This window comes from Variovorax sp. GW822-FHT04A09 (assembly GCF_058801005.1).
Genome location: NZ_JBXAMV010000002.1, coordinates 637,885 through 653,941, shown reverse-complemented (window position 1 = coordinate 653,941; position 16,057 = coordinate 637,885). Strand labels below are relative to the sequence as shown.

Below are 16,057 nucleotides of genomic sequence, written 5' to 3'. Positions count from 1 at the left end.
TGAAAAATCAGGAAGTCAGGGTGCTCAGGCCGCGCGAAAGGTCGGCCGTGATGTCGTCGATGTATTCGAGGCCGACCGCGAGGCGGATCAACCCCTGGCTGATGCCGGCAGCCTGGCGCTGCACTTCGGTGAGGCGGCCGTGCGAGGTCGTGCCGGGGTGCGTGATGATGGTCTTGGTGTCGCCCAGGTTGGTGGCGATGCTCACGACGCGCGTGCTGTTGATCACGTGGAAGGCGTTGGCGCGCGCGGCGTCGGGCGTGTCGCCGACCACGTCGAACGACACCACCGCCCCGCCCTGCCCCGACTGCTGGCGCATCGCGAGTTCGTGCTGTCCATGCGAGGCAAGACCGGGGTAGTACACGCGCGCAATGCCGGGCTGCTGCTCGAGCCACTGCGCCACGGCCAGCGCATTCGCGCATTGCGCCTTCATGCGAATGCCGAGCGTTTCCATGCCCTTGAGCACGACCCACGCATTGAATGGCGACAGCGCCATGCCGGCGGTGCGCACCACGGGGCCGAAGACATCGACGATGAGCTTCGACGGACCGCAGATCGCGCCAGCCATCACACGGCCCTGGCCGTCGAGGTACTTGGTGCCCGAATGGATGATGAGGTCAGCGCCCAGCTCGGCCGGCCGCTGCAGGATCGGCGTGCAGAAGCAGTTGTCGACCGCGAGCAGCGCGCCCACGCCGTGGGCCAGGTCGGCCAATGCCTGGATGTCGCAGACTTCCGTCAGCGGGTTGGTCGGCGTCTCGGCAAACAGCAGCTTGGTGTTGGGCTTGAGCGCCGCGCGCCATTCGGCGACATCGGTCTGCGAGACGAAGGTGGTCTCGACGCCGAACTTGGCGAACTCCTTGCCGAACAGGTTCAGCGTGGAGCCGAACACCGAACGCGAACAGATCACATGGTCACCGGCCTTGAGCAGGCCCATGCACATCATGAGGATCGCGCCCATGCCGGTCGAGGCGCCGATGGCGGCCTCGGTGCCTTCGAGCGCGGCCAGGCGCTGCTCGAAGCTGGCGACCGTCGGGTTCGAGGTGCGCGAGTAGGTGAAGCCGGCCTCGGTGCCGGCGAAGCGGCGGGCCGAGGTTTCGGCGTCGGGCTGCACGAAGCCGCTCGTGAGGAACAGGGCCTCCGAGTGCTCGCCGTGCTGGCTGGGCGCCAGGCCGGTGCGCAGCGCGAGGGTGTCGCGGTGCAGGCCGGGTGGCAAGGTGCGTTCGTCTTGGCTCACGTCGGCCCTCTCTTCTTTCTCTTACTCGCTGGGGTTCGGCAGGGCGAGGCGCGAAGCGTCTTCTTCGTTTTCCTCGATGCGCGGGCGGTTGCCGTTCATGCGCGAGATGGCGGCGGTGTCGATGTCGCCGGTCACGTACACGCCGTCGAAGCACGAGGCGTCGAAACCGGCGAGCTTCGGGTTAAGCGAACCGATGGCGCGCTTCATGGCGTCGACGTCCTGGTAGATCAGCGCGTCGCAGCCGATGAGTTCGCGGATTTCCTCGACGGTGCGGTCGTGCGCCACGAGTTCGTCCTTGGTCGGCATGTCGATGCCGTAGACGTTCGGGTAGCGCACTGGCGGTGCGGCGCTGGCCAGGTAGACCTTGCGGGCGCCGGCGTCGCGCGCCATCTGCACGATCTCGCGGCTGGTGGTGCCGCGCACGATGGAGTCGTCGACCAGCAGCACGTTGCGGCCCTTGAACTCGCTGCCGATCACGTTGAGCTTCTGGCGCACCGACTTCTTGCGAACGCCCTGCCCCGGCATGATGAAGGTGCGGCCGACGTAGCGGTTCTTCACGAAGCCTTCGCGGTACGGAATGCCCAGGAGGTGCGCGAGTTGCGTGGCGCTCGGGCGGCTCGATTCGGGAATCGGGATGATCACGTCGATCTGGTTCGGCGGCACGGTCGAGACCACGCGCTTGGCCAGCGTTTCGCCCAGGTTCAGGCGTGCCTGGTACACCGAGATGCCATCGAGCACCGAGTCGGGACGTGCGAGGTACACGAACTCGAAGATGCACGGGTTGAGCGACGCACCTTCGGCGCACTGCATCGAGTGCACGTTGCCTTCGAGGTCGATGAACACGGCTTCGCCTGGCTCGATGTTGCGTTCGAACACGTGGCCCGAGCCTTCGAGCGCGACCGATTCGCTGGCCACCATGACGGTGCCGTCGGCGCTGCGGCCCATGCACAGCGGGCGGATGCCGTAGGGGTCGCGGAAGGCCAGCAGGCCGTGGCCGGCGATCAGCGAGACCACGGCGTACGAGCCGCGCAGGCGCTTGTAGACGTTCTTGACGGCGGCGAACACCTCGGCCGGGTGCAACGGCACGCCGCGCGAGGAACGCTCGATTTCATGCGCCAGCACGTTGAGCAGCACTTCGGAGTCGCTCTCGGTGTTGGTGTGGCGGTGGTCGGTGGAGAACAGCTCCGCGCGCAGAGCGTGCGCGTTGGTCAGGTTGCCGTTGTGCACCAGCACGATGCCGAAGGGCGCGTTCACGTAGAAGGGCTGCGCCTCCTCCTCGCTGTAGGCGTTGCCCGCGGTCGGGTAGCGCACCTGGCCCAGGCCCACGTTGCCCGGCAGCGCGCGCATGTTGCGGGTGCGGAACACGTCGCGCACCATGCCCTTGGCCTTGTGCATGAAGAACTTGCGTTCCAGCAAGGTCACGATGCCGGCCGCGTCCTGGCCACGGTGCTGCAGCAGCAGCAGCGCGTCATAGAGCAGCTGGTTGACGGGTGCGTTGCTGACAACGCCGACGATTCCACACATGAACGATTCCTCTCAGGGCAGGTAGCTTGCCAACTTTTCAGGCAGCGAGGGTTTGAGGCCCTGCAATGCCGCATCGAGAACAATGGCGCTGCGCGATTCGTGCCACCAGGCACTGTCGCTCAACGCCAGCAAATGAACAACGACCGCCAGCACGAGCAGGGCCACCGCCCCCCGTGCCGCGCCGAACGCTGCTCCCAAAATCCGGTCCACCGGCCGCAGGCCGACCGCGGCGATCAGCTTGCGCGTGAGGGCCGCTGCCAGCCCCACGCCGAACGCCACCGCCACGAACACCAGCACGAAGGCCAGCGGGTAACGCCAGGTGGCCTGCGGGTCGCCGAACGGCAGCCAGGCCGCCACGTCGGAGGCCACCCACTGGGCCACGATGAAGGCGGCCACCCAGCCGATCAGCGAAATCACTTCGAACACCAGGCCGCGCACCAGCCCGAACAGCATCGACAGCACGATGAGCGCGATGGCGATCCAGTCGAGCAGGGCCACGGCAATGAACTACAGGCAGCGGGCGACGGCGGTGCTTACAACGTGAGGATGGCTGCGGCCAAAGACAAGCCCTTGACCCGGTCCGCGGCCTTCTCGGCCTCGGCACGCGAGGCGAACGGCCCGACGCGCACACGCGTGCGTTCGCCGTCGGTCGTCTTGGCGACGTGTACGTAGGTCTTGAGGCCGGCGCGCTCGAGCTTCTGGCGCACTTCGCGCGCCTTGTCGGCATCGGCAAAGGCACCGACCTGCACGACGAAGCGGCCGTTGTCGTCGGCAGCCGGCTTGGGCGCGGTGGCGGGCGGCTTGCCCTCGAGCAGCGCACGGGCGCGCGCGCCGTCGTCGGCGTTCGCGGCGGGCTTGGCGGGTTCCTGCTTCGGCTTGACCTCGGGCTTCGGCTCAGGCTTTTTCGGCTCTGGCTTGGGTTCCGGTTTGGGCTCGGGCTTCGGCTCGGGTTTCGGTTCCGGCTTGGGTTCGGGCTTCTTCGGCTCGACGGCGGGCTTGGACGCCGCCGGGGTGGCCGGCACGGTCGCGCCGGGCTCGATCACGGTGCCGTCGGCGGTCTCGGTGATCATGCCGCCGGCCGACGAGGCCGCCGCCACGCGGGAGCTGCCATCGGACGACGACGAAGGCGCGCTGCTCGTCGCGGGTGCCGGCGTGGCGGGCACGGGCAGCGGCTTGGCCTTGTTGCGGTCGGGAATCTCGATCGGGATATCGACCGGCACGGGGCGCGGCTGGGTGTCGAACAGCAGCGGGAAGCCGATCACGCCGACCAGCACCAGCACCGCTGCGCCGAGCAGCCGATGGCGCGCACGCCGGCGCATGGATTCGACACTTTCCGCCGGCACCGCCGCGGGGGCGCTGCGTCCTTCGTTGCCTTGTGGGCCGCGCGCGCGGAACTTGAAAAACGCCATGAAGTTCGATCCCTGGAGGAGTGCAGCGAGGTGGTGCCCGATGGTGCCGGATGGGTGTGGACAGCCCGACGATCAGCCGCCTGGCAGCAGGTGTTTGGCTTGCAGCCGGGGGGTGCCGTTTTCGAGGACGCCACCCACGGTGAAGAACGATCCGAAGACCACGATTCTATCAGTGGCACCTGCCTGCTCGATGGCCGCGCGCAGGGCGTCCATCGGGCTCGCGTGCACGCTGCCCGAGGCGTCTTTGCGCGTGTTCTGGGCCTGCCACGCGGCCAGCAGATCGGCGGCCTTGGCGGCGCGCGGCGTGGGCAGGTCGGTGAAGTACCAGCGGTCGATCAGCGGCCCGATGCGCGCCAGGATGGGCGCGAGGTCCTTGTCGGCCATGACGCCGAACACGCCGTGCGTGGTGGGCGAAAAACCCATCGCGTCGAGGTTCTCGGCCAGCGCCGCGACGGCGTGGGCGTTGTGCGCCACGTCGAGCACCAGCGTGGGCTCGCCCGGCACGATCTGGAAGCGGCCCGGCAGCTCGACCATCGCGAGCCCGTTGCGCACCGCCTGCGCCGTGATCGGCAGCTGCGGGCGCAGCGCCTCGAGCGCCGCGAGCACGCCCGCAGCATTGAGCAGCTGGTTGGCGCCGCGCAGCGCCGGATAGGCCAGCCCGCTGTAGCGCCGCCCCCGGCCCGACCAGCCCCACTGCTGCTTGTCGCCCGAGACGTTGAAGTCGTGCCCGAAACGCCACAGGTCAGCGCCGATGGCGTTCGCGTGGTCGATGACGCTTTGCGGCGGCACCGGGTCGCTCACGATGGCGGGCTTGCCGGCGCGCAGGATGCCGGCCTTCTCGAAGCCGATGCTTTCGCGGTCGGGGCCGAGGTACTCCATGTGGTCCAGGTCGATGCTGGTGATGACCGCGCAGTCGGCGTCGATGATGTTCACCGCGTCGAGCCGGCCGCCCAGGCCGACCTCGAGGATCGCCACGTCGGGCTTCTCCTGGATCATGCAATGCAGGATGCCGAGCGTGGTGAACTCGAAGTAGGTCAGGGCCATGTCGCCACGGGCCTTTTCCACCACCTCGAAGCTTGCTATCAGTTTGGAAGCATCGACCGCCTCGCCCTTGAGCCGCAGCCGCTCCTCGAAGCGCACCAGGTGCGGCGAGGTGAACACGGCCGTGCGGTAGCCCGCGTGCGTGAGGATCGATTCGAGCATGGCGCAGGTCGAGCCCTTGCCATTGGTGCCCGCCACCGTGATGACGGGGCAGTCGAAACGCAGGCCCAGACGCTGCGCCATTTCTTTGGCGCGATCGAGCCCGAGTTCGATCTTGTCGGGATGAAGGTGCTCGGCGCGCGCGAGCCAGTCGTTCAGGGTTTCCATGGAGGCCGGCATTGTCGCCGACCCGCCGCTCGCGGCATCATGGCGGCCATGACAACCCTATACGGCATTCCGAACTGCGACACCGTCAAGCGCGCCCGCGCCTGGCTCGACGACCATGGCGTGGCCTACGCCTTCCACGATTTCAAGAAACAGGGCGTGCCCGAGGCCGAGCTCGACCGCTGGCTCCAGGCCCCCGGCTGGGAGGCACTGGTGAACCGCAAGGGCACCACCTGGCGCAAGCTGGACGAGGCCACGCGCGACGCGGTGGTCGACGCCGCCTCGGCCCGCCCCGTGCTGCTGGCCAACCCCAGCCTGATCAAGCGGCCGGTGGTCGATTGGGGCCCGAAGACGGGCGTAACGACTGGTTTCGATGCCGACAGCTGGGCTGTGAACGCCGTGTAAACCCCGGAACCCCGTCCCGCCGGCCGGCCTCCAACCGCGATCTGCAGGAGAGAACACCATGAACAGACACGTTTTTCGCATCCTCACGGGGCTCTCGGCGGCCGGCCTGCTGGCCACGGGCGCCAGCGTCGTGCAGGCCCAGCAAGTGGTCCAGGCCCGCGTGATTTCCGCCACGCCGATCCGCGAAACGACCGGCAGCGACGTCAGCTACAACGTCACCTACGAGTACCAGGGCCGCCAGTACACGACCCGCACCACCAGCCGGCCGGGCGCCACCATTCCGATCCAGGCCAGCGCTTACGGCGTGACCACGTCGGGCGTGACCACCGCGCCGGTCCAGCCCCAGTCGCAATTGCAGCCCTACCCGGTCGAGGCCAACAACGGCCCGCAGTACCAGGAACAGTACCAGCCATACCCGCAACAGGGGCAGTACCAACAAGGTGCCAACTCCCCGTGGGACAGCGTCGTGCCCGAACCCGGCGTGGTGGTGTCCAACGCGCCCGCGCCGGTCTACGTGCAGCCGGCCCCGGTGTACGCCCCGCCCGTCTACGTGCAACCCGCCTACACCTACCCGTATGCGCAGCCCTATGTCTACCCGCCGGTCGGCATCTCGCTGAACCTGGGTTATTCGCGCGGCTGGGGTGGTGGCGGCTACTACCGTGGCTACCGCGGATGGGGCGGCCATCGCCACGGCTGGCGCTACTGAGTTCCCCCACGGCGGGCCGGCTCGCCCGAGCCCCTAAAATCGAGGGCTTCTCCAACCCCGGGGGTGCTGCTGCCGCGGCGCGTCCCTCGATCCGCCGAACGCGCAGGCGCCGGCGCCATCCATCCAATGACGACGACTACCGACACCATCAACAGCGCCGCAGTGGCCACCAAGGCCAATGTGTATTTCGACGGCAAGTGCGTGAGCCACAACCTCACCCTGGCGGACGGCACCAAGAAATCGGTCGGCGTGGTCCTGCCCTCCACCCTCACCTTCAACACCGGCGCGCCTGAAATCATGGAAGGCACCGGCGGCAGTTGCGAATACCAGCTCGCGGGCACCAGCGAATGGATCGCCTCGGGCCCCGGCCAGAAGTTCAGCATCCCGGGCAACTCCAGCTTCCAGATCCGCGTGAGCGGCGAGCCCTACAGCTACATCTGCCACTTCGGTTGAAACGGAACCCCTGACATGTCGACCATTCTCCAAAACGTTCCCGCCGGCCAGAAGGTCGGCATTGCCTTCTCCGGCGGCCTGGACACCAGCGCAGCGCTGCACTGGATGAAGCTCAAGGGCGCGGTCCCCTACGCCTACACCGCCAACCTCGGCCAGCCCGACGAGCCCGACTACGACGAGATCCCGCGCAAGGCGATGCTCTACGGCGCCGAGAACGCCCGCCTGATCGACTGCCGCGCACAGCTGGCCAACGAAGGCATCGCCGCCCTGCAGGCCGGCGCGTTCCACGTGACCACCGCCGGCGTGACCTACTTCAACACCACGCCGCTGGGCCGCGCGGTGACGGGCACCATGCTGGTGTCGGCCATGAAGGAAGACGACGTCCACATCTGGGGCGACGGCAGCACCTACAAGGGCAACGACATCGAGCGCTTCTACCGCTACGGCCTGCTCACCAACCCCGCATTGAAGATCTACAAGCCCTGGCTCGACCAGGTCTTCATCGACGAGCTGGGCGGCCGCGCCGAAATGTCGGCGTTCATGCAAAAGGCCGGCTTCGCCTACAAGATGTCGTCCGAGAAGGCTTACTCGACCGACTCGAACATGCTGGGCGCCACGCACGAGGCCAAAGACCTCGAGCACCTGAACAGCGGCATGCAGATCGTGCAGCCCATCATGGGCGTGGCCTTCTGGAAGGACGAAGTCGAAGTCAAGCGCGAAACCGTCTCGGTGCGTTTCGAGGAAGGCGTGCCCGTCGCGCTGAACGGCGTGCGCTACACGAACCTGGTCGAGCTGATCCTCGAAGCCAACCGCATCGGCGGGCGCCACGGCCTGGGCATGAGCGACCAGATCGAAAACCGCATCATCGAGGCCAAGAGCCGCGGCATCTACGAGGCCCCCGGCCTGGCGCTGCTGTTCATCGCCTACGAGCGCCTGGTCACCGGCATCCACAACGAAGACACCATCGAGCAGTACCGCGACAACGGCCGCCGCCTGGGCCGCCTGCTGTACCAGGGCCGCTGGTTCGACCCGCAGGCCATCATGCTGCGCGAAACGGCCCAGCGTTGGGTGGCACGCGCCATCACCGGCGAAGTGACGGTCGAGCTGCGCCGCGGCAACGACTACTCGATCCTGAACACCGAGTCGGCCAACCTCACGTACAAGCCCGAGCGCCTGAGCATGGAAAAGGTCGAAGGCGCGTTCACGCCGCTGGACCGCATCGGCCAGCTCACGATGCGCAACCTGGACATCGTCGACACGCGCGAAAAGCTCGCCATCTACACGCAGGTCGGCCTGCTGTCGTCGGGCGAAGGCGCCTCGCTGCCGAAGCTGGCGAACGACGGCGACGCGAGCTGATCGATCCCTTCGCTGCCCTTGCCAACCGCAAGGGCAGCAATGACAACGGGCCCCTCGGGGCCCGTTTTTCTTTGGAAGGTGCACCCGGCGTCAGTCGCCGCCTCCTCCGCACCCGCCACCGCATCCACCGCCCCCATCGGACGCGCCACCGCCGTCGCCGGAGCCGCCATCGCCGCTCCCGCTCGCCTCGCTGCCGCCGAAGCCTCCGGCATCGCCCGAGCTGCCGCCGTCAGACGACGAATCGCCGAAGCTCGAGCCGCAGTGCGCGTCGGTGCCCGTTGCGCGCTCGATCGCCCGGCAATCGGGGATGTAGTGAAAGCCGTCCGCAATCGCGAACTTGATGTCCAGCGCGAACAGCAGCGGCAGTCGCGCCGGATTACGCGGGTCGATGCTTTCTTCCTTGCAGGCCCAGTACCAGGTGCGGCGCAGGCCGTCGTTGCGCCGCGCGTCCTGCCCCAGTACCTCGGCCGGGCTGTGGTGCAGCAGGCGCCCGAAGGCCGCCTGGCACCAGGTCTGGTAGCCCTGCGTGTGCAGGATGAACTCGTGCCAGGCCGTGTCGACCACCCGCGAGGGCATGGCGACGAACTTGAGGTTGCTGCGCAGGTACGCCATGAAGAACTGCCGCAGCCCGCGCAGCACCAACTCGGCGTCGCGTCGGCTCAGTTGCGGGTGCGCCGCGCGGAGCTTGCCGATCAGGAACGGCGGCAGCCGGGCCTCGCGGATGAACTGGCGGCGCAGGCTGAGTTCGATCTGGCTCAGGAGCCCCGCGAATAAGAGGGCCGCGAGGATCAGCAGCACCGACCCCCACCAGCCCGCCCGCACCAGGAACACCGAGGCGATGCCCGCCACGATGACGGCAAGCTGCGCCCAGCCCAGCACGGCGATGCGCCGGCGGTAGTTCAGGTGCAGGAAGTCGAGATCCACCGCGTCAGACCACCACCGGCTCCGGCTCCAATCGGATGCCGAAGCGCTCGTACACGCTGGTCTGGATCGCCTTGGCCAGCGTCATCACCTCGCCGCCGGTCACCGGGTTGGCCGAGCCGCCGCGGTTGACCAGCACCAGCGCCTGCTTTTCGTACACGCCGGCGTTGCCCACCGACTTGCCCTTCCAGCCGCAGGCGTCGATGAGCCAGCCGGCCGCGAGCTTGATGCTGCCGTCGTCCATCGGGTAGTGAACGATCTTGGGGTCGCGCGCGATGATGTCGGCGCACTGCTCGGGCGTGACCGTCGGGTTCTTGAAGAAGCTGCCGGCGTTGCCCAGCACGCGCCAGTCGGGCAGCTTGGCACGGCGGATGGCGCAGATCCACTCGAAGATGTCGACCGCGCTGGGCGTGAAGTTGGCGGTTTCTTCCATCTTGCGTTCAAGGTCGAGGTAGCCGACCACCGGTTTCCACGGTTTGGGCAGCCGGAAGCGCACCCGCGTGATGACCGCCCGGCCCGCCAGGCCGAAATCGTTCGGGCCGCTGCGCACGTGCTTGAAGACCGAATCGCGGTAGCCGAAGGCGCACTGCGCCGCGTCGAGCGTGAAGGCGCGGCCGGTTTCGAGGTCGAAGGCGTCGAGCGAGTCGAAGCGGTCCTGCAGCTCGACGCCATAGGCGCCGATGTTCTGCACCGGCGCGCCGCCCACCGTGCCGGGAATGAGCGCCAGGTTTTCCAGCCCCGGATAGCCGCTGCGCACCATCCATTCGACGGTGTCGTGCCAGGTTTCGCCGGCGCCGGCCTCGACGATCCAGGCGCGCGGCGTCTCTTCGACCAGCCGCCGGCCCTTGATCTCGACCTTCAGCACCAGCGGCTTGACGTCGCCCGTGAGCACGATGTTGCTGCCGCCGCCGAGCACGAAACGGGGTTCGTCGCGCCAGGCCGGATCGGCGTGCAGCGCGGCCAGGTCGGCCTCGCTGGTGATGCGCGCCAGGTGCTGCGCGCGCGCGACGATGCCGAAGCTGTTGTAGGGCTGCAGCGGGACATTGGACTCCACGATCATGGGAGAATTGTCGCATTCAGTCCCCGTGCGTCCAGGAGTGCCCATGCCGTCTTTCGATACCGTCTGCGAGCCCAATCTGCCCGAAGTGAAGAATGCGGTCGAAAACACCGCCAAGGAAATCGCCACGCGCTTCGATTTCAAGGGCACCGCCGCCGCCGTCGAGCTCAAGGACAAGGAGATCACCATGATCGGCGATGCCGAGTTCCAGCTCGTGCAGGTCGAGGACATCCTTCGCAACAAGCTCACCAAGCGCAACGTCGACGTGCGCTTTCTCGACAAGGGCGACGTCCAGAAGATGGGCGGCGACAAGGTCAAGCAGGTCATCAAGATCAAGAACGGCATCGAGAGCGAGCAGGCCAAGAAGATCACCCGCATCGTCAAGGACAGCAAGCTCAAGGTGCAGGCCGCGATCCAGGGCGACGCCGTGCGCATCACCGGCGCCAAGCGCGACGACCTGCAGGCCGCCATGGCCCTCATCAAGAAGGACGTGCCCGACATGCCGCTGTCCTTCAACAACTTCCGCGACTGACCCGCGCATGAAGGCGCTCCTCGTCGCGGCGCTGTGGGCGGCCGCGGCCATGGCGGCGCACGCCGCCGACTCGGTCACGCTGACCGGCTCCATCGGCAGCCGCGCCATCCTCATCGTGAACGGCGCGCCGCCCAAGACGGTGGCGGTCGGGGAGACCTTCCAGGGCGTCAAGCTGGTGTCGCTGCAGGCCGACCAGGCGGTGGTCGAATCGGCGGGCAAGCGCTTTTCGCTGCGCATGGATTCGCCCGTGAGCATCGGCCGGGGCGGTATTGCCGGCAGCGGCGGCAACCGCATCGTGCTGCAGGCCGACAGCCGGGGCCACTACATGACGCAGGGCCAGATCAACGGCCGCGCCGTCACCTTCATGCTCGACACCGGCGCAACCACCATCGCGCTGTCGGCGGTCGATGCCCAGCGCATCGGGCTCGATTACAGCAAGGGGCAGCTGGTGCAGATGCGCACGGCCAATGGCAACGCTGCGGGCTACAGGCTGCGGCTGCAGAGCGTGCGCGTGGGCGACGTCGAGGTCTACGACATCGACGCCATCGTCTCGCAGCAACCCATGCCCTTCGTGCTGCTGGGCAACAGCTTTCTCAATCGCTTCTCGATGCGGCGCGATGCCGACGAGATGATTCTCGAGAAGCGGTACTGAGACCGCTCCCGATCCGGCCTCAGGCCTGTGCGGCCGTGACGACGATCTCGATCTTGTAAGCCGCGTTGGCCATCTTGGCCTCCACGGTCGCGCGCGGCGGCGTGTTGCCGGCCGGAATCCACGCGTCCCACACCTCGTTCATGGCGCCGATGTCGCCGATGTCGGCCAGGAAGATCTGCGTCATGAGGATGCGCGACTTGTCGCTGCCGGCCTCGGCCAGCAGGCGGTCGACCATGCCGAGCACCTGCGCGGTCTGGCCGCGGATGTCCTGCGTGGTGTCGTCGGGCACCTGGCCCGCGAGGTAGATGGTGCCGTTGTGCACCGCGGTCTCGGACAGACGCGGGCCGACGTGGAAGCGGGTGATGGATGCCATGGTGAGTTCAAGCCTTTTTCTTCGAGCCGAGTTTCGACTCCGTGCCGGCCGCGAGCCGGCGGATGTTTTCGCGGTGCCGCCAGATCAGCAGCAGACTCATGATGATGATCGCAATCAGCACCGTGCGGTCGAGTGGCCACGCAATGTTTCCACCCAGCAGGTAGTAGGCGGGCGCGAAGAACGCCGCCACCAGCGACGACAGCGACGAATAGCGGAAGAAGATCGCGATGATCAGCCAGGTCGCGCCCGTGGCCAGCCCCAGCCAGGGCGCGATGCCCACCAGCACGCCGGCGGCCGTGGCCACGCCCTTGCCGCCCTGGAAGCTGAAGAACACCGGGTACAGGTGGCCCAGGAAGGCCGCCAGGCCCGCCAGCGCCGCCACGCCCTCGCCCAGCCCCCACTGCGCGCCGAACTGGCGGATCAGGAACACCGGCAGCCAGCCCTTCGCCGCATCGAGCAGCAAGGTGGCCAGCGCGGCGCCCTTGTTGCCCGAACGCAGCACGTTGGTGGCGCCGGGGTTGCCGCTGCCGTAGCTGCGCGGATCGGCCATGCCGAGCGACTTGCTCACGATGACCGCAAACGACAGCGAACCGATCAGGTACGACGCCACGATGGCAAGGAGGGAAGGCAGATCGAAACTCAAGGCGGTCTCCGGGGAACGGATTGTTGTTGTGCGCCGCCGGCCTGCATGCCCGGCGGGAAAAAGCAAACGCCGGCTATTCTGCCAGCGCGCACTGCACGGGCTTGGCGCCCAGCAGCGTCACGCACACCTGCGGATCGATACCCACGAGGTAGCCGCGCCGCCCGCCGTTGATCGCGATCTTCGGCAGCTCGAGCACGCTCGACTCGATGTAGACCGGCATCTCGCGCCGCGTGCCGAAGGGCGAGGTGCCGCCCACCATGTAGCCGCTGTGGCGCTGCGCCACCTCGGGCTTGCAGGGCTCGACCGACTTGGCGCCGATCTGCCGCGCGAGGTTCTTGGTCGACACCGTGCGGTTGCCGTGCATCAGCACGATCAGCGGCCTGGCGTCCTGGTCCTGCATCACCAGCGTCTTGACCACGGTGAACGGGTCGAAGCCCAGCACCTGCGCGCTGTGCTGGGCGCCGCCGTGCTCCTGGTACTCGTAGGGGTGCTCGGTGAAGGCGACCTTGTTCGCCCGCAGCAGCTGGGTGGCGGGCGTCTCGGAAACGTGGGCTTTCTTGCTCACTTGCTCAGGTCAGGCGGCGGGGTCACGGATGTCCAGGCGGATCTTGTCGATCTCGGCCAGCACCTCGGCCGACAGCGTGGTGCCGTAGGCGTCCAGGTCTTCGTCGAGCTGCGCCACCGAGGTCACGCCGATGATCGTGCTCGCCACCTGCCACTTGGTGTAGCAGAAGGCCAGCGCGAGCTGCGTGGGGCTCAGGCCGTGGTCGCGCGCGAGCTGGTTGTAGCGCCGCGCCGCGCGCAGCGCGTCGGGCTTGCCCCAGCGCTGCTTGCGCACCGATTCGTAGCTCGAGATGCGCGCGCCCTTGGGCGCGTCGGGGCCCTCGATGCCGCTCTGGTCGTACTTGCCCGTCAGCAGGCCGAAGGCCAGCGGCGAGTACGCCAGCAGCGACACGCCGAGCCGGTGCATGGTCTCGTCGAGCGCGTTCTCGTGCGCGCGGCTCACCAGGTTGTAGACGTTCTGCACCGACACCACGCGCGGCAGCCCGTGCTGCTCGGCCAGCCGCACGAACTCGTGCACGCCGTAGGGCGTCTCGTTCGACAGGCCGATGGTGCGCACCTTGCCCGCCTTCACCAGCTTGCCCAACGCCTCGAGCTGGTCGTGGATCGGCGTTTGCGAAGTTTCCTTCTCGGGGCTGTAGTGGATGTTGCCGAACACCGGCACGTGGCGCTCGGGCCAGTGGATCTGGTACAGGTCGATCACGTCGGTCTGCAGGCGGCGCAGGCTGCCGTGGCACGAGGCCTCGATGTCGGCCGCCGTCATGCCCGTGCCTTCGCGCACCCAGGGCATGCCGCGCGAGGGGCCGGCCACCTTGGTCGCCAGCGTGATCTTCTGGCGCGTGCCGGGGTTGGCCGCAAACCAGTTCCCGATGATGGTTTCGGTGGCGCCGCAGGTTTCCTTGCGCGCGGGCACCGCGTACATCTCGGCCGTGTCGATGAAGTCGACGCCGCGCTCGAGCGAACGGTTCAGGACGGCGTGGGCGGTGGGCTCGTCGACCTGCTCGCCGAAAGTCATGGTGCCGAGGCAGATCGGGGTGACGTGAAGGTCGCTCTGACCGAGTGGAATCTTTTTCATGCGCGGAATGCTAGCGCGCCCGCGCGGCAGGCGCTGCCCCGGCCCCGAGAAACCGAGCGCAGCCCTGTCCTGTGGCGGACTGCGCGCGGCGCGGCCTCTCCGTATCATCGAGCGCCATATGTACCAAGCCCTCCGCCCTTCGCGCAGCGAATTCGTGCCCGTGCGCAACCTGAACTACCACGTCCGCCTCTGGGGGCAACCGTCGAGCGAGCGCCCGCCGCTGGTGCTGGTGCATGGCTGGATGGACGTGGCGGCCTCCTGGCAGTTCGTGGTCGATGCCCTGAAGGACGACCGTTTCATCATCGCCCCCGACTGGCGCGGCTTCGGTCTCACCGACGGCGGCGGCGTCGACAACTACTGGCTGCCCGACTACCTGGCCGACCTCGAATGGCTGCTCGACCACTACGCCGGCGAGGGCGACGATGCACGCCCGGTCGACCTCGTGGGCCACAGCATGGGCGGCAACGTCGCGATGCACTACGCGGGCGTGCGCCCGGCGCGCATCCGCCGCCTCGTCAACCTCGAGGGCTTCGGCATGCCCGCGCGCCAGCCCGCCGAGGCGCCCGCGCGCTACGGCCAGTGGATCGACGAGCTCAAGGGCTTGCACCGCGGCGAGAAGGCGCTCGCGGGCTATTCGGCGGTGGACGGCGTGGCACGCCGCCTCATGAAGACCAACCCGCGCCTCACGCAGGACAAGGCCGACTGGCTGGCCAGCCACTGGTCGGCGCAGCAGCCCCAGGCCGACGGCAGCACGCGCTGGCAGATTCTTGGCGAGGCCGCGCACAAGATCGTCAACGCCAACATCTTCCGCGTCGACGAGACGCTCGCGCTCTATGCGCGCATCACCGCGCCGACGCTGATGGTCGAAGCATCCGACGACAGCCTGCACGGCTGGTGGAAGGCGCGCTACACGCTCGCCGAGTTCCATGAGCGCCTGAAGTCCGTGCCTTCGGTGCGCATCGAACAGCTCGACGACGCGGGCCACATGCTGCACCACGACCAGCCGCAACGCGTGGCGCAGCTGATCGAAGGCTTCCTGGCCTAGTTCGACTTCTGCGTGGCGCGGCGCAAGGCCGCGCGCGCCAAAAGCCGTGTCGAATCCAGCGTCGGCAGTGGCGAATTCGCGTCGCTCATGATCAGCGGAATCTCGGTGCAGCCGAGCACCACCGCGTCGCAGCCCTCTTCGTCTTTCAGGCGCTGCATCACGCGCTGGAAGGTGGCCACGGCCTCGGGCCTGAAGATGCCGCAGACCAGCTCGTCCATGATGATCCGGCCGATCTCGGCGCGCTCGTCGACGGTGGGGCGCACGTATTCAAGGCCGCGCGCCGAGAGCTTCTCGGGATACACCTCGCTGTCGGTCAGCCAGCGCGTGCCCGTGATGCCGATGCGGCGAAAGCCCCGGCGCACGGCCTCGTCGGCCACCACCTCGGCGATGTGCAGCCAGGGCCGTGGCGAACGCGGCGCCACGTGGTCGAAGGCCTGGTGGATGGTGTTGTCGGGGCAGATCAGGAAATCCGCGCCCGCTGCGGCGAGCTTGTGCGCGGAGCCGAGCATCAACTCGCCCACTCCCGCCAGGTCGCCCGCGTCCAGGCGGCGCGTGTACTCCGCGAGCGAGGGCGTGTGCATCGACACCTCGGGGTGCGCGTGCGGGCCGAGCAGCGCCGCGCCCTCGATGCAGATGGTCTTGTAGCAAAGGGCCGCGCCTTCGGCGGAGCAGCCGACGATTCCGATGTGCAGGGTCATGGGGCGCATCCTACAAAAGCCGGCGCGGTTTATCCGGCCTGCGGATATGCA

General features: G+C 68.0%; 19 protein-coding genes. 7 read left to right on the top strand and 12 right to left on the bottom strand.

Annotated elements, in window-relative coordinates:
- Positions 1 to 7 precede the first annotated feature (7 nt).
- The 5 genes from AC1RLW_RS14180 to folC all read right to left on the bottom strand — a co-directional run bounded on the left by AC1RLW_RS14180 (position 8) and on the right by folC (position 5,544).
- On the bottom strand, positions 8 to 1,231 hold the full coding sequence (locus AC1RLW_RS14180; protein ID WP_070062416.1) for an O-succinylhomoserine sulfhydrylase: 1,224 nt from the start codon (positions 1,229 to 1,231) through the stop codon (positions 8 to 10).
- A gap of 21 nt (positions 1,232 to 1,252) precedes the next feature.
- On the bottom strand, positions 1,253 to 2,755 hold the full coding sequence (gene purF, locus AC1RLW_RS14175) for an amidophosphoribosyltransferase (protein WP_095746326.1): 1,503 nt from the start codon (positions 2,753 to 2,755) through the stop codon (positions 1,253 to 1,255).
- 12 nt (positions 2,756 to 2,767) lie between these two features.
- Positions 2,768 to 3,253, bottom strand: coding sequence for a CvpA family protein (locus tag AC1RLW_RS14170; RefSeq protein WP_070062414.1), 486 nt, complete (start codon positions 3,251 to 3,253; stop codon positions 2,768 to 2,770).
- Between the two features lie 35 nt (positions 3,254 to 3,288).
- Positions 3,289 to 4,164 (bottom strand): SPOR domain-containing protein, encoded by an 876-nt coding sequence (locus AC1RLW_RS14165; protein ID WP_493193545.1) that lies wholly within the window; start codon positions 4,162 to 4,164, stop codon positions 3,289 to 3,291.
- 72 nt (positions 4,165 to 4,236) lie between these two features.
- Entirely contained in the window at positions 4,237 to 5,544 is a 1,308-nt protein-coding gene (gene folC, locus AC1RLW_RS14160) for a bifunctional tetrahydrofolate synthase/dihydrofolate synthase (RefSeq protein WP_095950847.1), read from the bottom strand.
- Positions 5,545 to 5,580: 36 nt separating this feature from the next.
- On the opposite strand from folC, the gene AC1RLW_RS14155 reads away from it, so the two are divergent.
- From AC1RLW_RS14155 to argG, 4 genes are all read left to right on the top strand, one after another.
- Positions 5,581 to 5,934 carry an ArsC family reductase gene (locus AC1RLW_RS14155; protein WP_492684517.1) on the top strand — a complete coding sequence of 118 codons (354 nt, stop codon included), beginning with the start codon at positions 5,581 to 5,583 and terminating at the stop codon, positions 5,932 to 5,934.
- A gap of 58 nt (positions 5,935 to 5,992) precedes the next feature.
- Positions 5,993 to 6,640: a hypothetical protein gene (locus AC1RLW_RS14150; RefSeq protein ID WP_307637773.1), complete on the top strand. Its 648-nt coding sequence runs from the start codon at positions 5,993 to 5,995 to the stop codon at positions 6,638 to 6,640.
- Positions 6,641 to 6,766: 126 nt separating this feature from the next.
- Complete coding sequence (gene ppnP, locus AC1RLW_RS14145) at positions 6,767 to 7,093, top strand: pyrimidine/purine nucleoside phosphorylase (protein WP_062469962.1); 327 nt, start codon at positions 6,767 to 6,769, stop codon at positions 7,091 to 7,093.
- Positions 7,094 to 7,108: 15 nt separating this feature from the next.
- On the top strand, positions 7,109 to 8,449 hold the full coding sequence (gene argG, locus AC1RLW_RS14140) for an argininosuccinate synthase (protein WP_062469963.1): 1,341 nt from the start codon (positions 7,109 to 7,111) through the stop codon (positions 8,447 to 8,449).
- A 90-nt stretch (positions 8,450 to 8,539) separates the two neighbouring features.
- Here the strand turns inward: argG and AC1RLW_RS14135 are convergent, their stop codons facing one another.
- On the bottom strand, positions 8,540 to 9,373 hold the full coding sequence (locus AC1RLW_RS14135; protein ID WP_493193541.1) for a glycine-rich domain-containing protein: 834 nt from the start codon (positions 9,371 to 9,373) through the stop codon (positions 8,540 to 8,542).
- 4 nt (positions 9,374 to 9,377) lie between these two features.
- Complete coding sequence (murB, locus tag AC1RLW_RS14130; protein ID WP_095746331.1) at positions 9,378 to 10,430, bottom strand: UDP-N-acetylmuramate dehydrogenase; 1,053 nt, start codon at positions 10,428 to 10,430, stop codon at positions 9,378 to 9,380.
- A gap of 43 nt (positions 10,431 to 10,473) precedes the next feature.
- Here murB and AC1RLW_RS14125 point away from each other — a divergent pair, with 43 nt between their 5' ends.
- Complete coding sequence (locus tag AC1RLW_RS14125) at positions 10,474 to 10,959, top strand: YajQ family cyclic di-GMP-binding protein (RefSeq protein WP_493193539.1); 486 nt, start codon at positions 10,474 to 10,476, stop codon at positions 10,957 to 10,959.
- Between the two features lie 7 nt (positions 10,960 to 10,966).
- A complete protein-coding gene (locus AC1RLW_RS14120; RefSeq protein WP_062469972.1) occupies positions 10,967 to 11,611 on the top strand; it encodes a retropepsin-like aspartic protease family protein in 645 nt (214 codons plus the stop codon).
- A 19-nt stretch (positions 11,612 to 11,630) separates the two neighbouring features.
- Here AC1RLW_RS14120 and AC1RLW_RS14115 read toward each other — a convergent pair whose 3' ends face one another.
- From AC1RLW_RS14115 to AC1RLW_RS14100, 4 genes are all read right to left on the bottom strand, one after another.
- On the bottom strand, positions 11,631 to 11,984 hold the full coding sequence (locus tag AC1RLW_RS14115; protein WP_070062404.1) for a RidA family protein: 354 nt from the start codon (positions 11,982 to 11,984) through the stop codon (positions 11,631 to 11,633).
- 7 nt (positions 11,985 to 11,991) lie between these two features.
- Positions 11,992 to 12,627 carry a glycerol-3-phosphate 1-O-acyltransferase PlsY gene (plsY, locus tag AC1RLW_RS14110; protein WP_070062403.1) on the bottom strand — a complete coding sequence of 212 codons (636 nt, stop codon included), beginning with the start codon at positions 12,625 to 12,627 and terminating at the stop codon, positions 11,992 to 11,994.
- A 73-nt stretch (positions 12,628 to 12,700) separates the two neighbouring features.
- Complete coding sequence (gene ybaK, locus AC1RLW_RS14105; protein WP_159273307.1) at positions 12,701 to 13,192, bottom strand: Cys-tRNA(Pro) deacylase; 492 nt, start codon at positions 13,190 to 13,192, stop codon at positions 12,701 to 12,703.
- 9 nt (positions 13,193 to 13,201) lie between these two features.
- Positions 13,202 to 14,263, bottom strand: coding sequence for an aldo/keto reductase (locus AC1RLW_RS14100; protein ID WP_493193536.1), 1,062 nt, complete (start codon positions 14,261 to 14,263; stop codon positions 13,202 to 13,204).
- Between the two features lie 118 nt (positions 14,264 to 14,381).
- Between AC1RLW_RS14100 and AC1RLW_RS14095 the strand changes: the two genes are divergently transcribed.
- Entirely contained in the window at positions 14,382 to 15,308 is a 927-nt protein-coding gene (locus AC1RLW_RS14095; protein WP_493193534.1) for an alpha/beta fold hydrolase, read from the top strand.
- Here the strand turns inward: AC1RLW_RS14095 and AC1RLW_RS14090 are convergent.
- Positions 15,305 to 16,006, bottom strand: a complete 702-nt coding sequence (locus AC1RLW_RS14090; RefSeq protein WP_493193533.1) for an aspartate/glutamate racemase family protein — start codon at positions 16,004 to 16,006, stop codon at positions 15,305 to 15,307. The two genes, AC1RLW_RS14095 and AC1RLW_RS14090, sit on opposite strands and share 4 nt — an antisense overlap.
- Positions 16,007 to 16,057: the final 51 nt, after the last annotated feature.

Bases quoted from the DNA above. Each gene is read 5' to 3' on its own strand.
- purF (WP_095746326.1), bottom strand. From the start codon at position 2,755: ATGTGTGGAATCGTCGGCGTTGTCAGCAACGCACCCGTCAACCAGCTG.
- AC1RLW_RS14100 (WP_493193536.1), bottom strand. From the start codon at position 14,263: ATGAAAAAGATTCCACTCGGTCAGAGCGACCTTCACGTCACCCCGATC.
- AC1RLW_RS14090 (WP_493193533.1), bottom strand. From the start codon at position 16,006: ATGACCCTGCACATCGGAATCGTCGGCTGCTCCGCCGAAGGCGCGGCC.
- AC1RLW_RS14095 (WP_493193534.1), top strand. From the start codon at position 14,382: ATGTACCAAGCCCTCCGCCCTTCGCGCAGCGAATTCGTGCCCGTGCGC.
- murB (WP_095746331.1), bottom strand. From the start codon at position 10,430: ATGATCGTGGAGTCCAATGTCCCGCTGCAGCCCTACAACAGCTTCGGC.
- AC1RLW_RS14165 (WP_493193545.1), bottom strand. From the start codon at position 4,164: ATGGCGTTTTTCAAGTTCCGCGCGCGCGGCCCACAAGGCAACGAAGGA.
- folC (WP_095950847.1), bottom strand. From the start codon at position 5,544: ATGCCGGCCTCCATGGAAACCCTGAACGACTGGCTCGCGCGCGCCGAG.
- AC1RLW_RS14150 (WP_307637773.1), top strand. From the start codon at position 5,993: ATGAACAGACACGTTTTTCGCATCCTCACGGGGCTCTCGGCGGCCGGC.
- AC1RLW_RS14115 (WP_070062404.1), bottom strand. From the start codon at position 11,984: ATGGCATCCATCACCCGCTTCCACGTCGGCCCGCGTCTGTCCGAGACC.
- ppnP (WP_062469962.1), top strand. From the start codon at position 6,767: ATGACGACGACTACCGACACCATCAACAGCGCCGCAGTGGCCACCAAG.
- AC1RLW_RS14125 (WP_493193539.1), top strand. From the start codon at position 10,474: ATGCCGTCTTTCGATACCGTCTGCGAGCCCAATCTGCCCGAAGTGAAG.
- AC1RLW_RS14120 (WP_062469972.1), top strand. From the start codon at position 10,967: ATGAAGGCGCTCCTCGTCGCGGCGCTGTGGGCGGCCGCGGCCATGGCG.
- argG (WP_062469963.1), top strand. From the start codon at position 7,109: ATGTCGACCATTCTCCAAAACGTTCCCGCCGGCCAGAAGGTCGGCATT.
- AC1RLW_RS14155 (WP_492684517.1), top strand. From the start codon at position 5,581: ATGACAACCCTATACGGCATTCCGAACTGCGACACCGTCAAGCGCGCC.